This is a genomic window from Caldithrix sp., assembly GCF_056497305.1.
Genome location: NZ_JBSMDE010000079.1, coordinates 1 through 22,723 on the forward strand (window position 1 = coordinate 1; position 22,723 = coordinate 22,723).

Annotated in this window: 14 protein-coding genes; 13 read left to right on the forward strand and 1 reads right to left on the reverse strand. The window is 44.3% G+C overall.

Annotated elements, in window-relative coordinates:
- The 11 genes from ACWB0I_RS06875 to ACWB0I_RS06925 form a co-directional block, all read left to right on the forward strand.
- A partial coding sequence (locus tag ACWB0I_RS06875) for a hypothetical protein (RefSeq protein WP_479387312.1) occupies nucleotides 1-683 on the forward strand: 683 nt, incomplete at its 5' end.
- Nucleotides 684-704: 21 nt separating this feature from the next.
- On the forward strand, nucleotides 705-2,510 hold the full coding sequence (locus tag ACWB0I_RS06880) for a flagellar hook assembly protein FlgD (protein WP_479387313.1): 1,806 nt from the start codon (nucleotides 705-707) through the stop codon (nucleotides 2,508-2,510).
- Nucleotides 2,494-4,575 carry a T9SS type A sorting domain-containing protein gene (locus ACWB0I_RS06885; RefSeq protein ID WP_479387314.1) on the forward strand — a complete coding sequence of 694 codons (2,082 nt, stop codon included), beginning with the start codon at nucleotides 2,494-2,496 and terminating at the stop codon, nucleotides 4,573-4,575. Before ACWB0I_RS06880 ends, ACWB0I_RS06885 begins: the two co-directional genes overlap by 17 nt.
- A gap of 12 nt (nucleotides 4,576-4,587) precedes the next feature.
- The gene (locus ACWB0I_RS06890; RefSeq protein ID WP_479387315.1) at nucleotides 4,588-5,922 is read left to right on the forward strand and encodes a family 43 glycosylhydrolase; all 1,335 of its coding nucleotides are present in this window, start codon (nucleotides 4,588-4,590) and stop codon (nucleotides 5,920-5,922) included.
- A 12-nt stretch (nucleotides 5,923-5,934) separates the two neighbouring features.
- Nucleotides 5,935-6,543, forward strand: coding sequence for a hypothetical protein (locus ACWB0I_RS06895; RefSeq protein WP_479387316.1), 609 nt, complete (start codon nucleotides 5,935-5,937; stop codon nucleotides 6,541-6,543).
- A 3-nt stretch (nucleotides 6,544-6,546) separates the two neighbouring features.
- Entirely contained in the window at nucleotides 6,547-9,375 is a 2,829-nt protein-coding gene (locus ACWB0I_RS06900) for a TonB-dependent receptor (protein ID WP_479387317.1), read from the forward strand.
- A 14-nt stretch (nucleotides 9,376-9,389) separates the two neighbouring features.
- The gene (locus tag ACWB0I_RS06905; RefSeq protein ID WP_479387318.1) at nucleotides 9,390-10,313 is read left to right on the forward strand and encodes a PorV/PorQ family protein; all 924 of its coding nucleotides are present in this window, start codon (nucleotides 9,390-9,392) and stop codon (nucleotides 10,311-10,313) included.
- A gap of 4 nt (nucleotides 10,314-10,317) precedes the next feature.
- Nucleotides 10,318-12,402, forward strand: a complete 2,085-nt coding sequence (locus tag ACWB0I_RS06910; protein WP_479387319.1) for a sugar-binding protein — start codon at nucleotides 10,318-10,320, stop codon at nucleotides 12,400-12,402.
- Between the two features lie 15 nt (nucleotides 12,403-12,417).
- Nucleotides 12,418-14,880, forward strand: a complete 2,463-nt coding sequence (locus tag ACWB0I_RS06915; protein ID WP_479387320.1) for a PA14 domain-containing protein — start codon at nucleotides 12,418-12,420, stop codon at nucleotides 14,878-14,880.
- 130 nt (nucleotides 14,881-15,010) lie between these two features.
- Nucleotides 15,011-15,841 carry an alpha/beta hydrolase gene (locus tag ACWB0I_RS06920; protein ID WP_479387321.1) on the forward strand — a complete coding sequence of 277 codons (831 nt, stop codon included), beginning with the start codon at nucleotides 15,011-15,013 and terminating at the stop codon, nucleotides 15,839-15,841.
- A 14-nt stretch (nucleotides 15,842-15,855) separates the two neighbouring features.
- Nucleotides 15,856-17,001, forward strand: coding sequence for an aldose epimerase family protein (locus ACWB0I_RS06925; RefSeq protein WP_479387322.1), 1,146 nt, complete (start codon nucleotides 15,856-15,858; stop codon nucleotides 16,999-17,001).
- A gap of 103 nt (nucleotides 17,002-17,104) precedes the next feature.
- On the opposite strand, the gene ACWB0I_RS06930 is transcribed toward ACWB0I_RS06925, so the two are convergent.
- Nucleotides 17,105-18,376, reverse strand: a complete 1,272-nt coding sequence (locus ACWB0I_RS06930) for a galactokinase (RefSeq protein WP_479387323.1) — start codon at nucleotides 18,374-18,376, stop codon at nucleotides 17,105-17,107.
- A 279-nt stretch (nucleotides 18,377-18,655) separates the two neighbouring features.
- Here ACWB0I_RS06930 and ACWB0I_RS06935 point away from each other — a divergent pair, with 279 nt between their 5' ends.
- The gene (locus ACWB0I_RS06935; protein ID WP_479387324.1) at nucleotides 18,656-19,657 is read left to right on the forward strand and encodes a LacI family DNA-binding transcriptional regulator; all 1,002 of its coding nucleotides are present in this window, start codon (nucleotides 18,656-18,658) and stop codon (nucleotides 19,655-19,657) included.
- 50 nt (nucleotides 19,658-19,707) lie between these two features.
- A complete protein-coding gene (locus tag ACWB0I_RS06940; RefSeq protein ID WP_479387325.1) occupies nucleotides 19,708-22,674 on the forward strand; it encodes a T9SS type A sorting domain-containing protein in 2,967 nt (988 codons plus the stop codon).
- The last annotated feature ends 49 nt before the right edge of the window (nucleotides 22,675-22,723 follow it).

The window sequence follows — 22,723 nt, forward strand, 5'->3', positions numbered from 1 at the left end:
AAACCGATGAATCGCAATTTCCTGCCAGCGCCAAAACCACAGATGCCCGAGTAGATAGTTTTTATTGGGACTTGTTCGGCCAGCATGACACATGGGATTACGCCGCACAGGGCATGCCCGAAAAGAAAATATTGGGTCGATACAAAATGTTGATCTGGCATGCAGACAACAAGCCTACCAGCCGTCCTCACGAGATCATCAATCACACGCAAGAAATTTCCGATTATCTAAATGTGGGCGGCAGTTTAATCATTTCTGGCTGGCGAATATTAAAATCCTTTGCCTGGGAAGAAAATTTTCCCAAATCATTTGAAAAGGGCTCTTTTGTTCATGATTACCTGCACATTAACAAAGTGGATGAAACACCGGCCATCCCATCTGACATGTTTGCCGTTAACGGCATTAACGGGCTGGATGATATGTACGCAGATTCCCTTAAGTTGAAATCGTTTCCCTACCTTTACAAACTAAATCAGGTAAATATCATTACCGAACTGGGCGGTTTTACTAAAACAATTTTTTTGTACGGCGGGGCCAATATGGATTATGTGGGACGGCCCTGTGGTTTGCATTACTATGGCACCAGCTTTGACGTGGTAGTGTTAGGCTTTCCATTATATTTTATGAAGCAAGATCAAGCTAAAATTGTAGGGCGACAACTTTTGCAAAGCATGGGGTTTTAAATGAGGAATTCGCAAGGGTTGATGAAAAAATTAATTTTACTGCTTTTAGTAGGCCTTTCCTTTTGTTTCTCTCAGGAAATAACGATCGATTGGAAATATCATAATGTAGGACAGGTGCGGCAACTAATTACAAATAAGGGGCCCTTATGGCCGGCAGGCTATCCTGTAAGAGATATGATTAATTGCGAATTCCCGCCAGGTAGTTTTGAAGAGCACATTGGCGAGGCCGGCATTTGGGTGGGCGCTATTACACCCACAGGCGATACTCTCGTCTCAGTGACCTCCTGCTGGAATCCCTGGAATTCCCATTTTGAATTCTGGCCTTTTTCAAATGAGCCATGGGATACCATCTGGGTGGCGGGACGCAACGATACGTTAAACATCCCTTACTGGCCTGGTTACATCGGCCTTTCCGACCAGGATTATATCTGTCGTTACAATGATTACAATCCTGTTAGCTTAAAAGATAGCTGGCACCATCCACTTTACGTGGATGTCATTCAGGTAAGCCATGCATGGGCTTCGCCGCAACCTTTAAATGAGATTATTCTGTTTGATTTTTATGTTGTGCCAACAAAATTTGATTTAAAAAGAACCTTTATTACCTATTGGGTCGATCCAAATGTCGGCTATCGTTTTAGCGACATCCAGTTGTTTTTACGTGACGACCTGTCATGGTATTTCCCCGAAGAACGCATGGGAATGGGGGTGGATAGTAAGGGCGGAGGCGACGGCCAGTCTTTTAGCCCCATTGGTTTTAAAATTATTCCACCCAAAGGATACGATCCGGATGCCTTAAAATGGTCGTTCCAATGGAATGCAAGCACCAATCCTCCGGGATTGACCCCGGCCACCGATGAAGAAAAGTACAAACGATTGATGGACACGAACATAATTATGGATAATCAACAAATACCTTCCGGTAGCCATTTTGTAATGTCATTTGGTCCGTTTGATCTGACGGTGGGAGATACGCTTTTTTTTAGAGTCGCTGAAATTTTAGGCGAAGGCGTGGACGGCGTTTTAAGTACGGCGCATAAAGTCGATTTACTGGCTGCACGTGATTTTCAATTGCCTGCCCCACCTCCCATGCCTCCTTTGCGTTTTGTAACGGACAACCATAAGGTCAAACTGATCTGGAAACCAACCGAAGAGAATAATCCGGAAAATTATGTCGATCCCAATCGCGCAGACGGAGAAACAAAACCATTTGAAGGGTATCGCGTGTACAAAAGCACGCAAAGCATCCAGGGACCATGGAAACTTTTAGCTGAATACGATATTGCAGATGACGATTACGGTCAGAATATTGGCCTGCAATACGAATATGTTGATGAAGGCTTGTTAAATAATGTTGAATATTATTATTCCGTGACAGCCTTTTCAAAGGAAGATCATGCTTTAAACTGGCCTTCTCTGGAATCGAGTATTAATCAAAATGCCCGGGTGGTTGTGCCCGGGCCGGCACCGCCCAAAACGGTGGGACAGGTGGCTGTGGTACCTAATCCCTATCGTGGCGACATTGATTATAACTCGTATAATCCTCCGTGGGAAAAACCGGAAGGGCGTCGTTCCTTCTGGATGGAGCAGGACCGGCGCATTCAATTCATAAATTTACCGGAAGATTGTATCATTAAAATTTACACATTGGCTGGAGATTTAGTAAACACTATTGAACATCACGGCGGTTTTTCCGGAAAAGGTTATCACGATTGGAACCTGACTTCCTCTGTGGGGCAGGCCGTAGCCAGCGGCATTTACATGTTCTCAGTTAAGGATTTGAAAAACGGTCAAATACAGGTGGGAAAATTTGTTATCATCAAATAAAATCAAACTTAATTATTTACATGTTTTAATTGTTTTTGCTCTTTTATTTTTGAAAGGCATGGTGTATGGTGAATGGAAACCGGGAGATGTGCCCCTGATGAGTATCTGGGCTGAGCAGCTTGATCCACATAACGTTTTGCCTGAATATCCGCGTCCCCAGATGGTACGTTCGGCCTGGTTAAATTTGAATGGGTTATGGCAATTTGAAGAAGCCAGCGCTTATGATTCGCCGCCTTTCGATCGATTATTGGCTGATTCCATTCTGGTTCCTTTCCCCATTGAGTCGGCGCTTTCGGGCATTACACGCGCGATGGATTATGCCTGGTATAAACGATCTTTTCTCATCCCGGCGGCCTGGCAAAACCAACGTGTTTTATTGCACTTTGGCGCTGTCGATTGGCACTGTAAGGTTTACCTGAACCGGCAATTGGTTTTTGAACATAAAGGAGGCTATGATCCCTTTGTCATAGACATAACGGATGTTGTGCAATTTGATAAGGCAAACGAGCTGTTGTTATGGGTGCATGATCCCACGGATGCGGGAGAGCAACCGGTAGGCAAACAGAAAGAGCATCCTGAGTCAATCTGGTTTACGGCTGTGACCGGCATCTGGCAGACGGTGTGGCTGGAGCCGGTTCCGCAAATTTACATTCGATCGATCAAGATGGTGCCGGATGTGGATGCAGAACAACTAAAATTAACGGTCTTTTTGAACGAAGCAAGTACCGGCACTCAGGTCACCGCCGAAGTAGAAGTTGATTCTGCAGTTATTGCTCGGGCTTCTACTTATGGAGGGGCAGAAATGATTCTACATATTCCTCAAGCCCATCTCTGGTCGCCAGAAGATCCCTATCTTTACACATTGAAAATTAAAACGCAAAGCGCGTCGGATCAAAAAGATTCCGTTGATTCCTATTTTGCCATGCGTAAAATTGGTTTAAAACTGGATGACCAGGGAAGAACGCGCATTGCCTTGAATAATAAAATCTATTTTATGATAGGGCCTTTAGATCAGGGGTACTGGCCGGCCGGACTGTACACTGCGCCTGCCGATCAAGCGTTGAAATACGATATAGAAATGGCTAAAAAGTGGGGCTTTAATTTTATCAGAAAACATGTAAAAGTTGAGCCAGATCGCTGGTATTATTGGTGCGATAAACTGGGTATGCTGGTCTGGCAGGACATGCCCAATGGAGGGAATTTTTCCCTTGAATCCAAAGAACAATTCCAGCAGGAACTGAGCGCCATGGTCACGCATTTGATGAATCATCCTTCTATTGCGGTTTGGGTTGTCTTCAATGAAAATTGGGGTAAGTTTGATACGCAGGCCATGGTTTCACTGGTGCGCAGCCTTGACGACACACGATTGATTAATGCCAATTCTGGCTGGAACATCAATGGCTACGATGAAGGATTGGGCGATATTAATGACATCCACAATTATCCTGAGCCTCGGTCGCCGGCACCGGAGGAAGGGCGAGCCGTGGTTTGTGGTGAGTACGGCGGTTTATGGCGCGAAATGGAAGGCCATACCTGGGCGCCATTTACCGGGGCGGGATTTTCCTCTGGTAATGCCATGGCTCTGGAATACATTGCCTATACCGATTCATTACAGAATTTAATTAATCAAAAAGCGCTGAGTGCAGCAGTTTACACCGAGCTGACCGATGTTGAAAAAGAATACGCAGGTTTGCTTACGTATGATCGAAAAGTAGAAAAATGTTATTACCTCCCTATTTTTCTGGCTAACACGAGAACCATTGCCACCAGGCTTAGCCAGCAAACGACTGGCATGGGAATAGACCGGTTTACCCTGTATCAGAATTTTCCGAATCCTTTTAATAGTTACACGGAAATTCGTTTCTATCTACCACGGGCTACGAATGTAATGATTCGCATGTTTAATGTGCAGGGCAGAAAAATATTAACGTTAAAAAGGCGTTTTGTAAAAGCTGGTCTGAAAAAAATAAAAATAGACGCGCAAAATTGGGCCAGTGGTATTTACTTTTATCAGGTTTCGGCAGGGGCTCAAAGTAAAATCAAAAAAATAATCTTAGTTCGTTAGGGAGGAAAATTGATGAAACCGATGACTTTCACAATCATATTACTAAGCTTTTGCCTTATTGGAACAGCCCAGGTTACGGATAGCACATATACCAATCCAATTACAGAGGTTAGTCATATTGGCGATCCTTTTATTTTTCAGGATGGCGACACGTATTATCTATATGCAACTTCGAACACAGTTGTTAATCGTGGATTTTTTGTCTGGACCTCTAAAAATCTTGTACAATGGGATCGTCACTGGCTGGCTTTAGATAATACTGTAGCCAGCAATGAATGGGGAAAAAGCGATTTTTGGGCGCCCGAAGTATTTAAGCTGGGCCAAAACTATTATATGGTGTACAGTGCGCGGGCCGCTGATGGAAAGTTAAAATTGGCCCTGGCTAAAAGTGATGATCCTCTGGGACCATTTGTAAATTTTAAGGCCCCTTTGTTAGATAGTTCACTGGTCTGTATTGATGGCGATTTTTTTATGGATGATGACGGCAAGCTCTACCTGTATTATGTTAAGGATTGTTCTGAAAATATTATCAACGGCAGACATGTGAGCCAGATTTATGTCCAGGAGATGATGCCGTACAGTTTCTATCAAATTGGCGAACCGGTGCTTTGTGTTGAGCCCAGCCAGGGCTGGGAGCATCCTAATGGAGACTGGTCCTGGAATGAGGGCCCATACATGATAAAACATGAAGGTCTGTATTATTTAATGTACTCGGCCAATTATTTTGCTTCAGTGGATTACAGCATTGGTTATGCTACTGCCACATCACCTAAAGGGCCATGGAGTAAATATTCAGGGAATCCCATTCTGAAAGCGGATCTGGCAATTGGTGTGTCCGGGCCCGGCCACAATAGCGCAGCCTATTCTCCCGATGGCAAAGAGCTGTTTGTTGCCTATCATACGCACACCGATCCCAATAATCCTTCAGGTGATCGCATTTTGAATATTGATCGCATGTACTTCGAAAATGGTTTGCTCAAAATCATGGGACCCACGCGTACTCCACAGCCCCTGCCCAGTGGTGCAACCATTTCATCAGTGGAAGACAACTCGGAACAGGGTTATCTTGATTCGTATGACCTGTTTAAATGTTACCCCAATCCATTCAATGATCGTTTGATTATTGAATTCCAGGCGCCTGAAAGTGCCAAAGTTAAAATTCAGATTTTGGATTTAGGGGGACAGATTATTAAAACTCTGTTTTCTGGTACAAGCTCAAAAACAAAACTCCGGCTTATCTGGAATGGAAAAGACTACAAAGGACATAATGTTAGTAGTGGAATCTATTTCTGTCGTCTGAAAATTGGCAATATGAGTAAAATTGAAAAAATTAGTTTTATTAAATAGAATGCACTGAAGATGAAACGCATATTTATTTTTTGTTCTACTTTATTGACTTTGACGCTGTTTTTAAAGTGTTCAACAGGGGTTGAGAGCTCACCGGATCCGGGTATTTTAAGGGTTATCCTCCATGGCGACGACAATGACACGTCCATTGTGATCATCGATGAAATTTACACAGTGGATACCAGCGATGTTTTTATGATCAATGTGTTTGAAGGCAAAGCTTATCAGGGAAAACGATATGCGGTTCTTTATCCCGATCTTCAAGCTTACCATAATCCAGGACATAGCTACAATATTCTGGCGCGCGACAGTCTAAACAAAGTTTATGTGCGATATAAGATTTTCGAAACGTACGTTCCACCGGGTAAATATAACAGGCTTCAGATCGGCATAACCGCTAAAGAGTTGCGAATTGGAAATTTTGATCCGATTCCTGTTCATCTGCCGCCAGAAGATTCTTTACTCTTTAATGCCGATTTTGAATTCAATGTACAGGAGAATATGATTACGGAAGTGGAGCTGGTTTTAAAACCCTTTGCCTCGGTTCAACGATTTAAAGATACTTATTTGTTTAAACGACAGATTTTTGTGAAAAGCGTTAAAATTTTAAAACAGGAATAAAAGATGCGCCTGAGCAACACGATTCTTTTAGTATTATGCATTGGTTTTGGTTTGCAGGCCGGCAATACTGGCAAAATTGCCGGCGTAGTTACAGATGAGAATACGGGGCAGCCATTAATTGGCGTAAACGTGGTGGTAAAAGAAAAACCGCTCGGTGCTGCAACCGATGAAAATGGTTTCTACTATATTTTGCAGGTACCCCCGGGTGTTTACACATTAGAATTTTCCTATGTCGGTTATCAGACTGTGAAAGTAACCAATGTAAAAGTGCATGTGGACCTGACCACCAATATTAGCGTAAAGATGAGACAAACGATTTTGAGTACTTCCAGGCCAATCACCGTTGTGGCGCAAAGGCCGGTAATCCAGAAGGACATTACTTCTACAAAGCGAACAACCACGCGAGGAGAGCTTCAGAATTTGCCGGGGATGGAAAAAGCGCTTGATATGTTTCGCACACAAGGAGGTGTGTTTTTTAATCAGCAACCTCAAGCGATTCAACTGGCCAGTGGTGTTCGTTTACAGGTACGGGACGAAAGTTTGAAAGATGTCCATGTGCGCGGCGGGCGTGGCGGAGAAATCCTTTACATGGTCGATGGCGTACCTGTTACTCATCCCCTCTATGGAGGGCGCAGCGTTATTGATCTGAATGTTGAAGACGTTGAAGAAATAGAAATGTTGACGGGTGGGTTTAACGCCGAATATGGGCAGGCTCAGTCAGGGGTGATCAATATCACCACGCGTTCTGGTAAGAATTATTTTGAAGGCGGCGTGGAGTATAAAACAGACCGGCCAACCTGGTTCGGGCCGTCATACGATACGCAGTACGCTATTTTTCATCTGGGAGGCCCCGAAATTCTCTCGCGTTACCTGTTGCCCAAAATGGGCATAAAGGTGCCTGGCGAATTAACTTTTTTCTTTTCTGCTAATGCGAATTTGACAAATACGGAGTACAATAATCATCGAAAGCGAAATTTTCTGGATGTTCTGAGCGCAAAAATTCGTGAAAAACAGGATAACACAGGGAACCTGAATTTTAAATTAAATTGGCGCATTTCTCCCAGTTTACGTATTGCCACCACTTATCATGGTTCCTGGAAAAGATGGAGCCGTTTTGACTGGTTGTGGAAATTTAATCCAGACCATACAGTATCTTATGGTAGGGACAATCACAATTTTACTTTCAAATTTAATCATACCCTATCAAACTCAACCTTTTATGATCTGAGCTTTGGCTTTTTAGGCGTAAAATATCGCGCCTCTCTTGATGGAACCATGCCCCATCAATTTTGGCGATTTTATAAAGATAGTACCGATCAAACGGGTTTATCTTATGAAGACTGGTTAACGCTCTTTCCAGACTCTACCCCCTATCAAATAAAAAGCACCATTCATCCGCCTACAATAGATGAACTAACCGGCTTTTTTGATGACCGCGGTTATGAGTGTTTATGGCGTGACGATAATACCAAAACATTTACCTTGCGCGGCAGTATTACATCTCAGGTTCACAAAGCGCATTTAATAAAATCGGGCATTGAATTTCAATATAACGATTTGCAATATGTCGATATTCAAGACGGGGGATATGTCCTGTCAAACTATGGTAAATGGCGTTTTGGTCAGTCGCAGAGTTATTATCCCAAACCGCCAGGTCCTGATCCTGAATTCGGACAAAATCGTTGGGTATTTCACGCCTTCCCCTGGATTGGCGGATGGTACCTGCAGGATAAATTTGAACATGAAAGTCTGATCATCAACGCTGGGTTACGTCTGGATTGGTTTATGCCGGGAAAATCAGTCTTTAGAAAGGAATACAAAACTCAATGGCAGGCGGCTACAGGCTTAGAACCCAACTGGAAACGATTTAAGTACAAAATTAGTCCACGCTTTGGTATTTCGTTCCCTATTTCTACTAAAACCGTCTTATTTTTTTCTTATGGACATTTTAATCAATTGCCGGAATTGCAGTTCTTTTATCGCGATCCTTATTCCGGTGGCTTTACCGGCAATCCCCATCTGGATTATGAACAAACGGTACTCTATGAATTTGGCTTTACTCATCAATTATTCAATGACTGGTCTATTGATATTAAAAGCTATACCAAAGATATTTCACAACAGGTGGGCACCACAGCTTTGCGGGCCGCTTTGGGCGTGCCTGTTTCGCTTTATGATAACAAAGGCTACTCCCGCGCACGTGGAATGGAATTTCGGCTGGAAAAACGTTATGCACACCATTTTTCCGGCAACCTGACCTATACGGTGCAGTGGGCTACCGGCTATGCCTCTTCTGCTTTTGACGATTACAAACGTTCGCTAACAGATTTTCCTAATCCGATTCGTGAAAGACGCCTCTCCTGGGATGTAAGACATCAAATTATTTTTGAAGGCATGATCAATTTTCAAAGGGAGCATCCCAAAATTTTTGGAATTAAGTTGCCAACCAACTGGAACATGACCATTCTCTCCAATTTTTCTTCTGGCTATCCTTATACTCCAGGCAGTCACGATTTAATCGAACTACAGACCAAGGAGAACACCAAAACCGGCCCGCCGCTTTCTACAACCGATATAAAATTACAAAAATATTTTCTCCTTTCGTCGAAAAGCAAATTAACCTTTTCGTTAGATATATTTAATATTTTTAATCAAAATAACGTTCAAATCGGATATGGGTTTAACCCCTGGACGGGGAAACCGTATCGCTATGGAGATGTAATCGACGACCAACGAAAATTTTACACCTGGTACGATATGTATCGTTTGATGGATCCTCGGCAATTTTCCACCGGACGGTATGCAAAGTTTGGCGTTAAAATCGATTGGTAAATGGTGGTAGAATCATGAGAATTAAACTGTTTTTGTTAATCATTTTGCCTTTAAGTGTTTTTGCCCAGTACGAACGCCCGGGAAGTACTTCTGCGCAATTTTTAAAGATTGGCGTTAGCGCCCGGGCGGCAGGAATGAGCAACGCCATGATTTCGGCTGTGGCCGGACCTGAGGCAGCGTATTACAATCCAGCCGCGCTGGTTAGCGTTAAACAATGGGGACTAGCTTTATCGCACACTACATGGTTTGCAGGTATCCATCATGATTTCGCCGCCCTGGCTTACAATCTGGGCCGCAAGAATAGTGTGCTGGCCCTGTCCTTAACAGCTCTTTACACCGATGAAATGAAAGTGCGAACGCCTCTGCAGCCCGACGGAACTGGGGCAACCTTTTATGCTGGCAGCAATCGGCTGGGAATCAGTTTTGCACGCCTTTTGACCAATCATGTCAGTTTTGGCGGAACGCTTAATTTGATTAATATTTATCTGGCCAAAGGATTCAGCCAGAATGCCCTAACCGTAGATGTGGCTGTTTTGTACACGACTAATTATCATGGCTTTCGCTTTGGAATGATGATCAGTAACTTTGGCTCCAGCGTTAAATTTGTTAATGAATCCTATCCGCCGCCCACAACCTTTACATTTGGTTTAAATTTTGACGCTTATGAGGCAAAAAATCAAACATTAATGTTTACCCTGGCTACTGAAAAACCAAACGACGGTAAGCCGATTGGCAAAACAGGTTTTGAATACACCATAAACCAATTAATCTTTTTACGTGCCGGTTATCGCATCAATTCGGATGTGGAAACCTATTCATTTGGCTTTGGATTGAAATTCAAACTGTACACATGGCCATTACAATTCGATTATTCCTATAGCGATTTTAGAGAATTAGGCGCCGCCCATCGATTTAGTTTTAATGTGAATTTGGAGTAAATGAATGTTAAAAAAAATTTTGTTTTTTCTATTGATCCTGAACTCAACGGTACTGGCTTTTGAAGAAGGCATTCGCATTGCATGGGATTTTAAGACACTGAAAAAATTGTATGGCAGGTATTCGTTTTATCCCCGAATGATTCGTTTGCAAAACGGACGGATTTTATGTGCTTTTGAGAACTGGAAGATGGAGGACGGAGAGTTAAGTGCCTCCATTTTGGTGTTGTACAGCGATGATGATGGCCATAGCTGGTCGGAACCGGTTTTGGTAGCAAAAACGGAAAATGGCGTTAATCCAGCAGTACCTGATCTGACGCAGTTAAATACTGGTTATGTTTTGCTGGCTTACAATCCAAGACCGCCTAAAAACAATGTGGACCCAACAAAACGTTTTGCCATCAAAACTGCCATTAGCATGGATGGCGGGCAGCACTGGCTGCCGTGGTCTGATGTTTACACGGGCAGCTATCTGTTTGCCGATGGCTGCTGGGAACCGTCTCCCCTGCAACTACCCGATGGAGAATTACAACTCTATATTGCCAATGAAACTCCGTATCCACACTCTAACGAACAAGAGATTTCTATGTTTCGTTCTTATGATTACGGCTATTCCTGGAGCGATACGGTTACGGTCAGTTTTAGAGAAGGCTTTCGCGACGGCATGCCCGTGCCCCTGCTTCTGCAAAATGGGCAAGGGATTGTCTTTTCCATTGAAGATAACGGCTGGGACGGTCAATTTAAACCGACGATCATCTGGAGCTCGATGGAAGATAACTGGCGTTCCGGACCGGTCGGGGGAAATAGTCTGCGCCGCTGGCGGGCGTTAAAAGCTGAATACCGTATTTCAGCTGGTGATGTGGGCGCAGCCCCCTACATTATCCAGCTACCTTCCGGAGAAGTGATCCTTTCGTATCAGGGAACAGAAGGCCGGCATCCAAACAGCAATCCTGAGCCCAACCTGGTTTCCATGTTTACGGCTATTGGCGATGAAAATGCCCAGAATTTTACTCGTAAATCGCAACCGTTCTTAATTAAAACCGACCGCACCGCCATGTGGAATTCTCTATTTGTTAAAAATCAAAAAATCATAACTGCTGTAACCAGTACCACCAATTATTCAGATGACGCATCCAGTGAAATTTACATGATTGATGGCTACGTTTTGCCAGAACCTGAGGTGCATTATGTGCCTGAGATAAATCTGGACGGCAAATTGGATGAAGCGGAATGGTCGAAAGCCGATTCCCTGTTTATTGGCGCCTATTCGACCACGCAATATTGGTTAAAACTGCTGTGGAACGACTCTGCCCTGTACATTGGCGGTTGTAGCGCCGATTCTAACTTTTGGGCGGATGATCAAGGTAATGTATTTGATGACGACGGACTGACATTCTATTTCGATTTGCGCAATCTAAATACCCACCAGATACGACCTGGAATTTTCCGACTGGGCGTGGATATCAGTGGAGAAGTAAAGCTTGATCAGGGAATGGAGAATGGAGGCTGGGAAGCGGAAGCAGCTGTAAACGTGAAAGCAGGAGCTGTGTATCGGGGAACAATGAATGACATGCAGCAAGATTCTGGATTTACATTTGAAATACAAATACCCTGGAACCAGATCGGTGGTAAGCCCCGTGTCGGAGAAGGGTGGGGATTTAGCACAGAATTAAGAGAGGATTCAAACGGCGGAGCTATTGAATTAATCGAGCATCTTTCAGGAAACGAAGCCCTCCGACCTTTTACCTGGCTAAAAACAACGTTAAAGGATAGTCTGGCAACACTCATTGTTCCACAGCGCGGGCAAGAATCTGGACCTGTCAACAAATTAAACATTTACCCCAACCCGTTTAATCATTCAACGCAAATTACTTACCAGCTGGATCGGTTAAGCCTTATCAGGCTCGGAATCTTTGATGTTTCAGGCAAAAAGGTAAATACATTGGTTAATCAACCATGTCCGGCGGGAGTTTATCAACAAACATGGGACGGAACAAATAGGGCTGGCCATGAGGTGGCAAGCGGTATCTATTATTGCCTGCTTGACAATGGTTTTCAAAAAGTGGTTCGTAAATTAGTGTTGATTAGATAAAAGAGGAAAAAAAAGATGATTCGATTCATTTTTTATTCGATATTATTAGGGATTGTTATCTTTAACGGATGTGCAAAAAAAAGTAGCTGGCACATTCAACCCGTTTCGATATTAACGCCCTGGGCAAAGGAGGTAAGCCCAGAAAATGTGCATCAAGAGTATCCCCGCCCGCAAATGGTGCGCCCGGAATGGAAGAGCCTGAACGGTTTGTGGCAAATTCAATTCACTAAAGATCTGGACAATCCACCGTTTCAACAAAAATTAGAACGTAAGATTCTGGTGCCATTTCCTATTGAATCGGCGCTTTCCGGTGTGCAGCAAAAAACGCGATATGCCTGGTATCGCCGTTTGTTTGTTGTCCCGGAAAACTGGAAAAACCGCCACCTTCTTCTACATTTTGGCGCGGTTGACTGGTATGCCGTGGTCTATTTAAATGGGCATAAAGTGGGCAAACATCGGGGCGGTTACGATCACTTTACCTTTGATATTACCCCCTACCTACAGGAAAATAAAACACAGGAGTTGCTGGTGGGCGTCTTTGATCCCACAGATGACGGAAATTATCCGCGAGGCAAGCAGGTGGATGAACCCGGAGGCATATTTTACACCTCGGTGACCGGTATCTGGCAAACCGTCTGGTTAGAACCGGTGAACAAAACGCATCTAACGCGTTTGCAGCTTGTACCGGATGTGGATCAAAAAATCTTAAAAATAAAGGCTTTTGGCGAAAATGCCACTTCGGGCAATAAAGTGCGCGTAACGGCTCTGGATCAGGGGAAAAAAGTTAGCTTTGCAGAGGGGGTTTTAGGCCAAGTTTTCAATTTACCGGCCTACGGCGCCAAATTGTGGAGCCCTGAACATCCTCAACTATATCAATTGAAAGTAGAATTATGGGATGAGGGAAAACTGCAGGATGCGGTGGAATCCTATTTTGCAATGCGAAAGGTCAGCCTGGGCAAAGATGAAAACGGCGTGACGCGATTATTTCTAAATAACAAACCAATATTCCAGGTCGGACCGCTGGATCAGGGGTACTGGCCAGATGGTTTGTACACGGCGCCCAACGACGAAGCCTTAAAATTTGACATTGAAGCGGCAAAAAAGCTGGGCTTTAATACCATTCGCAAACATGCCAAGCGGGAACCCGATCGATGGTATTACTGGTGTGATCGATTAGGCATGCTGGTCTGGCAGGATATGCCCAGCGTCAATCCCAAAGATTTCGAGAAAAAGCGTACAAAGGAAACGGACGTGCAATTCGAGATGGAATTAAAAGAGATGATTAAAGAATTGTACAATTTCCCTTCCATTTACATGTGGGTCGTGTTTAATGAAGGTTGGGGCCAGTTTGACACTGAAAGATTTGTACATCTTGTACGTAGGCTTGATCCCGCTCGCCTGGTAGATAATGCAAGCGGTTGGGTCGATAAAGGCATAGGAGATGTGATGGATATTCATGTGTATCCGGGACCGGCTGCTCCTCAGCCTGAAGAGCAGAGAGCGGCGGTATTGGGGGAATTTGGCGGCCTGGGTTTGCCCATCCCCGGACACACCTGGACGAAAAAAAATTGGGGCTATCTGAATTTAAAAGACAAAACAGAATACAAAGCACGATTTGAAGCCCTGTTCGATAAAATCTGGCAATTAAAAGAACAACCAGGGCTTAGCGCTGCCATTTACACACAGATAACCGATGTGGAAACCGAAACCAATGGGCTTTTAACCTACGATCGTAAAGAACAAAAAATCTCTTTTGAGGATGCCCGCAACTTCATTCAGGATCACATGGTCTCTTTGCCGCAATTTCAGCCATTGAGCTCTATTTTTCTCGATTCCATTGTGATTCAACTAAGTAATCGGAAAGGCGAACCCATTCATTACACGCTCGATGGCAGCGATCCCGGGTCTTCGTCTCCTCTGTATGCTAAGCCCATCGTTTTAACTCAAACGACCACGGTCAAAGCTCGTTCTTTGGCTAACGATGGTCGGATGAGCGGTCTGGTTGCTGCTCATTATCAGAAAACAACATTGCGTCCGCCTGATGTCGGTTTAGACAGTGTAAAGCCGCGTCTTCAATATGAATATTTTGAGGGGAAATGGGAACAGCTTCCTGATTTTGATACCGTTCAGGTCAGAGAAAAAGGCATTACCGGGCAGTTTGATTTGACAAAAGCCAGAAAAAAAGATTTTTTCGGTTTCAGATTTTCGGGTTATATTCTGGCGCCTGAAGACGGTATTTACACCTTCTTTACCGAATCAGACGATGGTAGTAAATTGTTCATCGGCGATCGGGAAATCGTTAACAATGATGGGTTGCACGGCATGAATGAAAAGAGCGGACAAATTGCCTTAAAAAAAGGATTGCATAAAATTAAGGTAATCTTTTTTGAAGGCGCGGTAGATGAAGGACTCATCGTCCGCTGGCAGGGCCCGACTGTTGAAAAACAGGTGATTCCGGCCAGTGTGCTTTTCCATTAATGGTGAAATACAGTGATGAGCTTTTAAAAGGTAGGGGTTTGAAACATAAAACAATGGGCGAAAAAGTAATGGTGTCGATCCGCTGTTCTGTTTTTGAAAGCTGACGATTACTTAGTCATTGGAGATAATCATGAGTGAATTGAAACGCAAAATAGGGATGTTTGTTGTTTTAGGCTGGGTTGTCGCACAAGGTTTTGCCGGAACCCTGGATACGTTGCGCATCCCCAGCCCTTCCATGCACAAAACATTTTCTGCTGTGATCGTGTTTCCGGATGCTTACCATGAAAGTCAACAATCGTTTCCTGTAATTTATTTGTTACATGGCTGGAGCGGCAGCTACCGGGACTGGCCGGCGCATATCGATTTGCGTCCTCTGGCAGATAGGTATGGTTTTATTCTGGTTTGCCCGGATGGGGGATTCGATAGCTGGTATCTGGATAGCCCCGTCGATTCGACCTGTCGCTATGAAACGCACATTATTAGTGAAGTCATTCCTTATGTGGATGCTCATTTCAGAACATGGAAAGGGAAGAAGAGCAGGGCCATAACGGGTTTGAGTATGGGCGGACATGGGGCCCTTTATCTGGCATTGAAACATGCAGATCTATTTTTTGCCGCCTCGAGCATAAGCGGGGGCGTCGATTTGACCTTTTGGCCCCACAAATGGGGTAAAGAAAAATATTTGGGCGATTTTATCCGGTTTACTGAAAGGTGGGAGAATTATTCAGTTGTGCATATGATCCCGCTTTTCCAGAAGTCCGGACTGTCCTTCATGCTGGATTGCGGCGTCAATGACTTTTTTATTCATATTAACCAACAGTTGCACCGCAAACTTCTATTGGCAAAGGTAAGCCATGATTATGTGGAACGACCCGGCGGGCATTCCTGGGCTTACTGGACGAACGCCCTGGAGTATCATCTCTTGTTTTTTAGAAAACAATTCTTGAAAAAGTCACATTAACTTAAGAGGGGAATATGAAACGTTTTATCTTTAAATTCTTATGGTTCTTTTTTTTAACGGTAATATTTTTGTTTCAGCTTGTGGCCTGTAAAGCAGAAAAAGAACAAGAGTCGATTAAGCAGGAGAGGTTTGGAACCGTGGAAGGGAAAAATGTAGAGTTGTACACGTTAACGAATGCACAGGGCATGGTCGTAAAAATTACAAACTATGGCGGCATCATTCAGTCGTTGACCGCTCCGGATAGAAATGGAAATTATGAAGATGTAGTGCTGGGTTACGATTCGTTAGCGCAGTATGTTAATAACAGCCCCTATTTTGGAGCGATTATCGGACGCTATGGGAATCGCATTGCCCGAGGCAGATTTGTACTGAATGGCCATGAATATCGTCTGGCAACCAATAATGGGCCAAACCATTTGCACGGAGGGATTAAAGGCTTTGATAAACAAGTCTGGAAGGCAAAACCTTTCCAGAATGATCAGCTGGTCGGTCTGGAGTTGAGCTACCTGAGTAAGGATAATGAAGAAGGTTATCCGGGAAACCTGGATGTGAAGGTTATCTATTCGCTGAACAATGAAAATGCTCTTAAAATTGAATATTTCGCCACGACCGACAAACCCACGCTGGTTAATTTAACCAACCATAGTTATTTCAATTTCACCGGATGTAAACGCGATGTTCTGGACCATCAGTTATGGATCAATGCCGATTACTTTTTACCTGTGGACAGTACCTTAATACCAACCGGCGAAATTCGTTCCGTGGAAAATACGCCTTTTGATTTTCGTAAACCGACCAAAATTGGCGCACGCATCCACGCCGACGATGTGCAGCTGAAATTCGGTCGGGGATACGATCATAATTGGGTGTTGAACGATGCCGATGGCAGCTTAAAAAAGCAGATCGCCGTGTATGAGCCCACAACGGGACGTTACATGGAAATCTTTACCGATCAACCGGGAGTGCAGTTTTATTCCGGCAACTTTCTGAATGGAACGATTAAAGGCAAAAAGGGAATCGTTTATCAACAGCGCTATGCTCTGGTGCTGGAAACCCAGCATTTCCCCGATTCGCCTAATCACCCTGAATTTCCTAACACCATTTTAAAACCGGGCGAAACCTATCACACGGTAACGGTTATGAAATTTAGCGCAAGGTAAAAAGATTACTTTCAGGGATTTCCGGTTAACCCGTAGCGCGACTTTTTAAAGTCGCCTCATGCCTGTTCGCTGATTAAAACTGCGCCCTAATGAGTAAATTGCACTAAAGAGCATGATTGAGATAGCGTGTTCCGAATGGTCTGATTCTTAATACAGAAACGCAGTTTTTACCAAACACAGGTTCCATCTTTTTTACATATTCATCAATGGCGTTAACCGGTAAAAGCGCCTGGATGGTTCCGGCAAAACCGCCACCGTGTACTCGGCAGGCGCCCTGCCCGATTTCCCTTAAATAATCTTCCGTTAAAGCCAGAGCCAGGGCCATGTTTTGTTCGCGGATCTGGTGAGGCGCAAAAATATTCTGTAACCATTTAAAAGATGAATTACCGGATTCGTTCATTAATTTCAGGAACAGAGCAAAGTCTTTGTCGTGCAGGGCCTTTACCTGTTCTAAAACGCGTTGATTTTCACGCAGGAAATGGAAAGCGCGCAGCAAGGCCCGATCGCCCACTTTTTGACGCAATTCTGGAAGAGCCAGAAGAAAAGTTGCCTCGTCCAGTTCGCGGCAGACCTTCTTGCCCAGCGCATTGGCCACCTGCTTCATCTCCTGAGGAATGGAGGCGTAATCTTCCGTTAAGTCGGCATGGCTTCCACCGGTGTTGACCACCAGTACCCGGTAATCCTGTTTTTCGAAATCAAAATCTATTTTTTGGAATGTGGGGTTTGAAGGATTTTTAAAATCAATAAAGATGATGCCGCCAATGGCGCAGGCCATTTGATCCATTAAGCCGCAGGGCTTGTCAAAGTACACATTTTCGGCAAACTGGCCGATTTTGGCCACCTCTTCTACGGCGATTTGACCCTCATTGTAAAGATGATTAAAAATGGTGCCAATTAATACTTCGATGGTGGCCGAGGAACTCAGGCCGGAGCCGGGCATGACATTGCTGGCAACGCAGGCCTTAAAACCACCGATTCGATAGCCTAGCTGGCGCATGCGAAAGGCAATGCCCCGCAAAAGCGCTGTTGTGCTGCCGAATTCCTCTTCACTTTTTTGCAGATGACGTAAATCGATTACAAATGGCTGTTTGTAACCTTCTGAAAATAGCGTAACTTGCCAATCTTCTGTGGGATTGACGGCGGCAATAGCGTCCAGATGCACGCTGGCCGCCAGCACCCGACCATGATTGTGATCGGTATGATTGCCGCCAAGCTCCGTCCTGCCCGGCGTGCTAAACCAGTGTTGGGGAGCTTCATTAAACCGTTCCCGAAATTGTTGCGCAAGGGCTTGATAGCGGTTTTCCTGAAAAGCCAGCTCATCCTGGCTTTGCGCATAAAGAAGACGCAATTGATTTTGTAAAAATTCTGGGAGCATAAGCCATCCTTTGGTTTTAAAACAGATCTTATCGGTGCACTGTCCCGGGTTACCAGGGAACATGAGCAAACGTATGCTTTTAAATAGTTGTTTAGTACCCGTTAAACGATGTTTTGGTCACTTTTTTCTGTCTTTTATTTAACTGCTTAAATATAAAAATTTCTTTTATTTAAGGCAAACTGAGAGTGCGTTTTGGAAAAAATTTTTAAAAAAAATTGACGAAACTTTCGAAACATATTACCTTAATTTCGAAAATTTCGTTCAATGTCATGAGGAGTTATGTCGACCATTAGAGATATTGCCCGGCTGGCCAATGTGTCTGTTTCTACTGTTTCCAAAGCCTTAAATGCCCGCGCCGATGTTTCGCAGAAAACGCGTAAAAGAATTTTACAAATTGCCCAGCAAATTAATTATGATATTTCGCGTTTAAGGCGCGATACCCCGCTTGTTCAAAGTAAAAATATCGATGTAATCTTCTGTCGGGAAGAAAAGCCTCTGTCCTTAAATCCATTCTATTCGCGCGTTCTGGAAGGGATTGAAGCAGAATTAGCCCTGAATCATTTTAATCTTGTGCTAACATTATTGCCCAACAAAAAGGAGGTCCCCTTACCGGCGCCGATCCTTAATCAGGAGGTGGATGGCGTTATTCTGGTCGGCGTCTTTAGTCAGGAATTTATTGACAAGATCAAGAAAATAAAAATGCCGGTGGTACTAATTGATCCTAAAATTGTAGTGGAAGAATTTACGCAGGTTCTGATTGATAATGAACATGGCGGCTACACGGCCACCCAATACTTAATTCAGAAAGGCCACCGAAGAATCGGTTTCATTTCGGGCCCTTTAGAGCGCCAAAGTTTTTTCCAACGCTACCTGGGATACAAGAAGGCCCTGGAATTTCATGGTTTGCCCTTTGACAAAAACCTGGTGCAAACTGGCGGTCTGGAGGAGGGATACCAGAATACCAAACGATTAATCCAGTTAGCGAATCCGCCAACAGCCATTGTTTCTGCCAATGACATAAACGCACTTTATGGGATTCGTGCTATTCAGGAGGCGGGGTTCAAAGTTCCGGACGATATTTCTATCATTGGTTTTGACGACATTGAATTAGCTAAAATGTCATCGCCTCAGCTTACTACAATTCGTGTTTACAAAGAAGAAATGGGCTCCATTGCCGTTCGTCTGTTAATGCAGCATCTGAAATGCGAAATTAGCAAACCTGTGACCTCTATTGTACCAACGCGATTGGTAGAGAGACATTCGGTGAAAGAAGTAGCGTAAATGCTCAACTAATATAGTTAACTTTCACTAACCAAAGAGGAGGGTGTTTTATGCGCACCAAATTATTACTACCCATTTTATTTGTTTTTTTTAGTTTGTCCCTGGTAATGGGGCAGGTAATAGCCGATTTCGAAGCCGGAACCGATGGTTTTGATATTGGCTGGGGGAACACCATTACCGGTGTTTCACAAATGGCAGATCCCAGCGGGATGAGCGCCGGGGTTCTGGCCCTTACTTTTGATGCTTCCGGCTCCGAACAAAAAGGCGCTGTACAAAAGCTGAATATTGAGGCCAGTGGAGCCAAAGTGATCACCTTTTTTCTCTATCTTCCTGCCGATCTGCCAGATGGAGTGCTGATTAAAGCCTGGGCGCAGGACAATGACTGGACATGGATGGATTTTAAATTTTATTCGCAAAATATTCCTAAGGGAGTCTGGTTTCCGGTGACCTTTGATCTGGAACAGGCCCACGCTTTGAACCCTGACTTTGATTTAAGCCAGGGCCCCTTGCAAAAAATTGGTCTGGAATTTGGAACGTGGAATGTATCTGGCGAAAACCTGAATTACACAGGGACGATCTATGTGGACAATGTTAGCCTTTTAGGCGTGTTGCCAGTAGAGGTAGCGATGTTTGAGACGGGGACCGAAGGTTTTGATATTGGTTGGGGAGATTTTATTACAGGCGTTTCTACGGCAACCGATCCTGCGGGCATGTACGGGAATTCACTGGCCATTTCCTTAAACGCTTCCACCACCACCGAAAAGAAAGGCGCTTTACAAAAAACAAATCTGGATCCGGGCAATGCACAATTGATTACCATGTACGTTTATTTGCCCTCTGGTACTCCGGATTCCATTTTAATTAAAACCTGGGCGCAGGACAATGATTGGACCTGGCTGGATTTTAAATTTTATGCCGTCGATATCCCCAAAGACACCTGGTATCCATTACACTTTGATGTAAAAGCCGCTCATGCCTTAAATCCCGACTGGGATGCCGCCGCTGGCCCTATTCAAAAATTTGGTCTTGAATTTGGCACCTGGGATTTGAAAGGCGATGATCTGAACTGGTCAGGTACGATTTATGTAGATAATGTCCTTTTGCAATCGACAGAAGTTGCTCCCAAATGGGTGATTGCCAGTTTTGAAAAAGAGGCAGCCGGCACTCAAGGTTTTTCAAATACAGGTTGGAATAAAGCCATTACCTATCTCGATCGTGTTGCAGACCCCACCGGTAGAACCAATGGCGTTTTGCAAACCGATTGGGATTTTGGCCTTGATGTGAAAGCTTCTTTCTCTAATGGCAATGTAACTTTTGGCTGGAGTGACACAGCCGGTGTGGATACCGGGGCTACAGAAATTCAGGTGGATGTCTGGTTACCTGCAGATTTTCCGGCAGACTCGAGTATGCAGCTTTCTATTTTTGTCCAGGATCATGACACCTGGACCTGGACGGAGGATAAATATTTAGTTAATGCATCTCAATTTAATCTTGGAGACTGGACTACCATTTCTTACGATCTACTGTCACATGTGCAAAGCGGAGAAGTTAATCCCTTTGTCACGGCAACGGTTGGCATTCAAATTTACGACATGACGGAATCGAGTACATGGACAGGAACGACTTACTGGGACAATGTTACGTTAGTCGGTGTAGAAGAACCACAGGGGGAATTGGTCTCGCCAAAAGTAGTCGCAACCGTGGATACGATTACTACTTCTGTGGTCAGTTACCAGGTGGCTAATATTCAGTGGGTTGATAACACTCTGGGCAGTGAAACCTACAGAGTTTACATGAGCGAGCAACCTATTACAGACCTTAACGCTGAGGGTGTTGTACGCATAGCGCGCGAAGTGCCCCATGGCACGGAATACTGGAACTATCGGCCTTTCACGAACGAACCGCAGGAGGTCACCCTGTATTTTGCGGTGACCGCCGTTAGTCCGGAAGGCGATGAAACACCCCTAACAGAAGACTGTAAAACAGGCCCCATTTCTTTAATTTCAAGTCCTACGGCAAAAGCGGTTTATGTAAAAGATTTTGCCAGTTCTTTTGTGCTGGATGGCCTGGACACGGAATTTTTACCTTATGCCGACTATGAAATTAAACCCGAAAGCGCAGGCGGAAGAGACGCAGAAGGCTGGGATTACAACTCAACAGACCTGATGTGGCAGGCGACCTTTGTCATTGATGATGATTACCTTTACATCTCTGCCAGTGTGATCGATAATGATCTGAACGCGACGGGCAGCGATCCTATTATAGGCGGTCAGGCTTGGATGGGCGATGCCCTGGAATTTTACATGGGCTTTTATGACCGACGAGACCTGACCCAATTCCATGGTTACAAAGATGTGATGAGTCCCGGCACCGGTGATTATCGCATCAGCTTTACAGCCTGGGGCGAAGTACAAAGTGCATCGGCTGCTTACGATTTCCCCGGATTGGAAAGTACGGTTTTCCAGAGTTTTACAGGCGATGGTTACATCATTGAAGCCAGAATTGCCCTGGATTCTCTGGCCCTGGATGGCGATTTACAGGTTGTTGACGGATTCAGCTTTCCCTTACGCATTGACGGTACAGATTTAGATCCTTCTGATGGTGATGAAGGGCGTACCTTAATTGCCCAGTGGGGCGGCATGGGCGGCAACACCGAAGACTGGCTGAGGCCCAGTAGCTGGGGCATTTTAGAAGTGATTAACGGCCCAACAGCTATTGACGAACAGTCCGAAACACCATTAACCTTTAAGTTGTACGAAAATTTTCCCAATCCTTTTAATCCCTCCACAAATATAGCCTTTGATTTGCCGCAAACAGATAAGGTGCGAATAGAAATTTTTAATATTCTGGGTCAAAAAGTACGTACTTTAATCGATCACCAATTTACTTCAGGCAGGCACACTGTAACCTGGAATGGGCAGGATGATCAGGGCAGAGTGTTGAGTTCCGGAATCTATTTCTTGAAATTTCAAAGCAAACAATATTCGGCCATCCGAAAAATGGTGTTGATGAAGTAGGCAAAGCTAACGTTGAGAAAAGCAGAAGCGAATGTTCGCTTCTGCTTTT

What these genes read in the sequence shown, in the direction of transcription:
- ACWB0I_RS06880 (WP_479387313.1), top strand. Translation starts at nt 705, where the DNA reads ATGAAAAAATTAATTTTACTGCTTTTAGTAGGCCTTTCCTTTTGTTTC.
- ACWB0I_RS06890 (WP_479387315.1), top strand. Translation starts at nt 4,588, where the DNA reads ATGAAACCGATGACTTTCACAATCATATTACTAAGCTTTTGCCTTATT.
- ACWB0I_RS06895 (WP_479387316.1), top strand. Translation starts at nt 5,935, where the DNA reads ATGAAACGCATATTTATTTTTTGTTCTACTTTATTGACTTTGACGCTG.
- ACWB0I_RS06900 (WP_479387317.1), top strand. Translation starts at nt 6,547, where the DNA reads ATGCGCCTGAGCAACACGATTCTTTTAGTATTATGCATTGGTTTTGGT.
- ACWB0I_RS06905 (WP_479387318.1), top strand. Translation starts at nt 9,390, where the DNA reads ATGAGAATTAAACTGTTTTTGTTAATCATTTTGCCTTTAAGTGTTTTT.
- ACWB0I_RS06910 (WP_479387319.1), top strand. Translation starts at nt 10,318, where the DNA reads ATGTTAAAAAAAATTTTGTTTTTTCTATTGATCCTGAACTCAACGGTA.
- ACWB0I_RS06915 (WP_479387320.1), top strand. Translation starts at nt 12,418, where the DNA reads ATGATTCGATTCATTTTTTATTCGATATTATTAGGGATTGTTATCTTT.
- ACWB0I_RS06920 (WP_479387321.1), top strand. Translation starts at nt 15,011, where the DNA reads ATGAGTGAATTGAAACGCAAAATAGGGATGTTTGTTGTTTTAGGCTGG.
- ACWB0I_RS06925 (WP_479387322.1), top strand. Translation starts at nt 15,856, where the DNA reads ATGAAACGTTTTATCTTTAAATTCTTATGGTTCTTTTTTTTAACGGTA.
- ACWB0I_RS06930 (WP_479387323.1), bottom strand. Translation starts at nt 18,376, where the DNA reads ATGCTCCCAGAATTTTTACAAAATCAATTGCGTCTTCTTTATGCGCAA.
- ACWB0I_RS06935 (WP_479387324.1), top strand. Translation starts at nt 18,656, where the DNA reads ATGTCGACCATTAGAGATATTGCCCGGCTGGCCAATGTGTCTGTTTCT.
- ACWB0I_RS06940 (WP_479387325.1), top strand. Translation starts at nt 19,708, where the DNA reads ATGCGCACCAAATTATTACTACCCATTTTATTTGTTTTTTTTAGTTTG.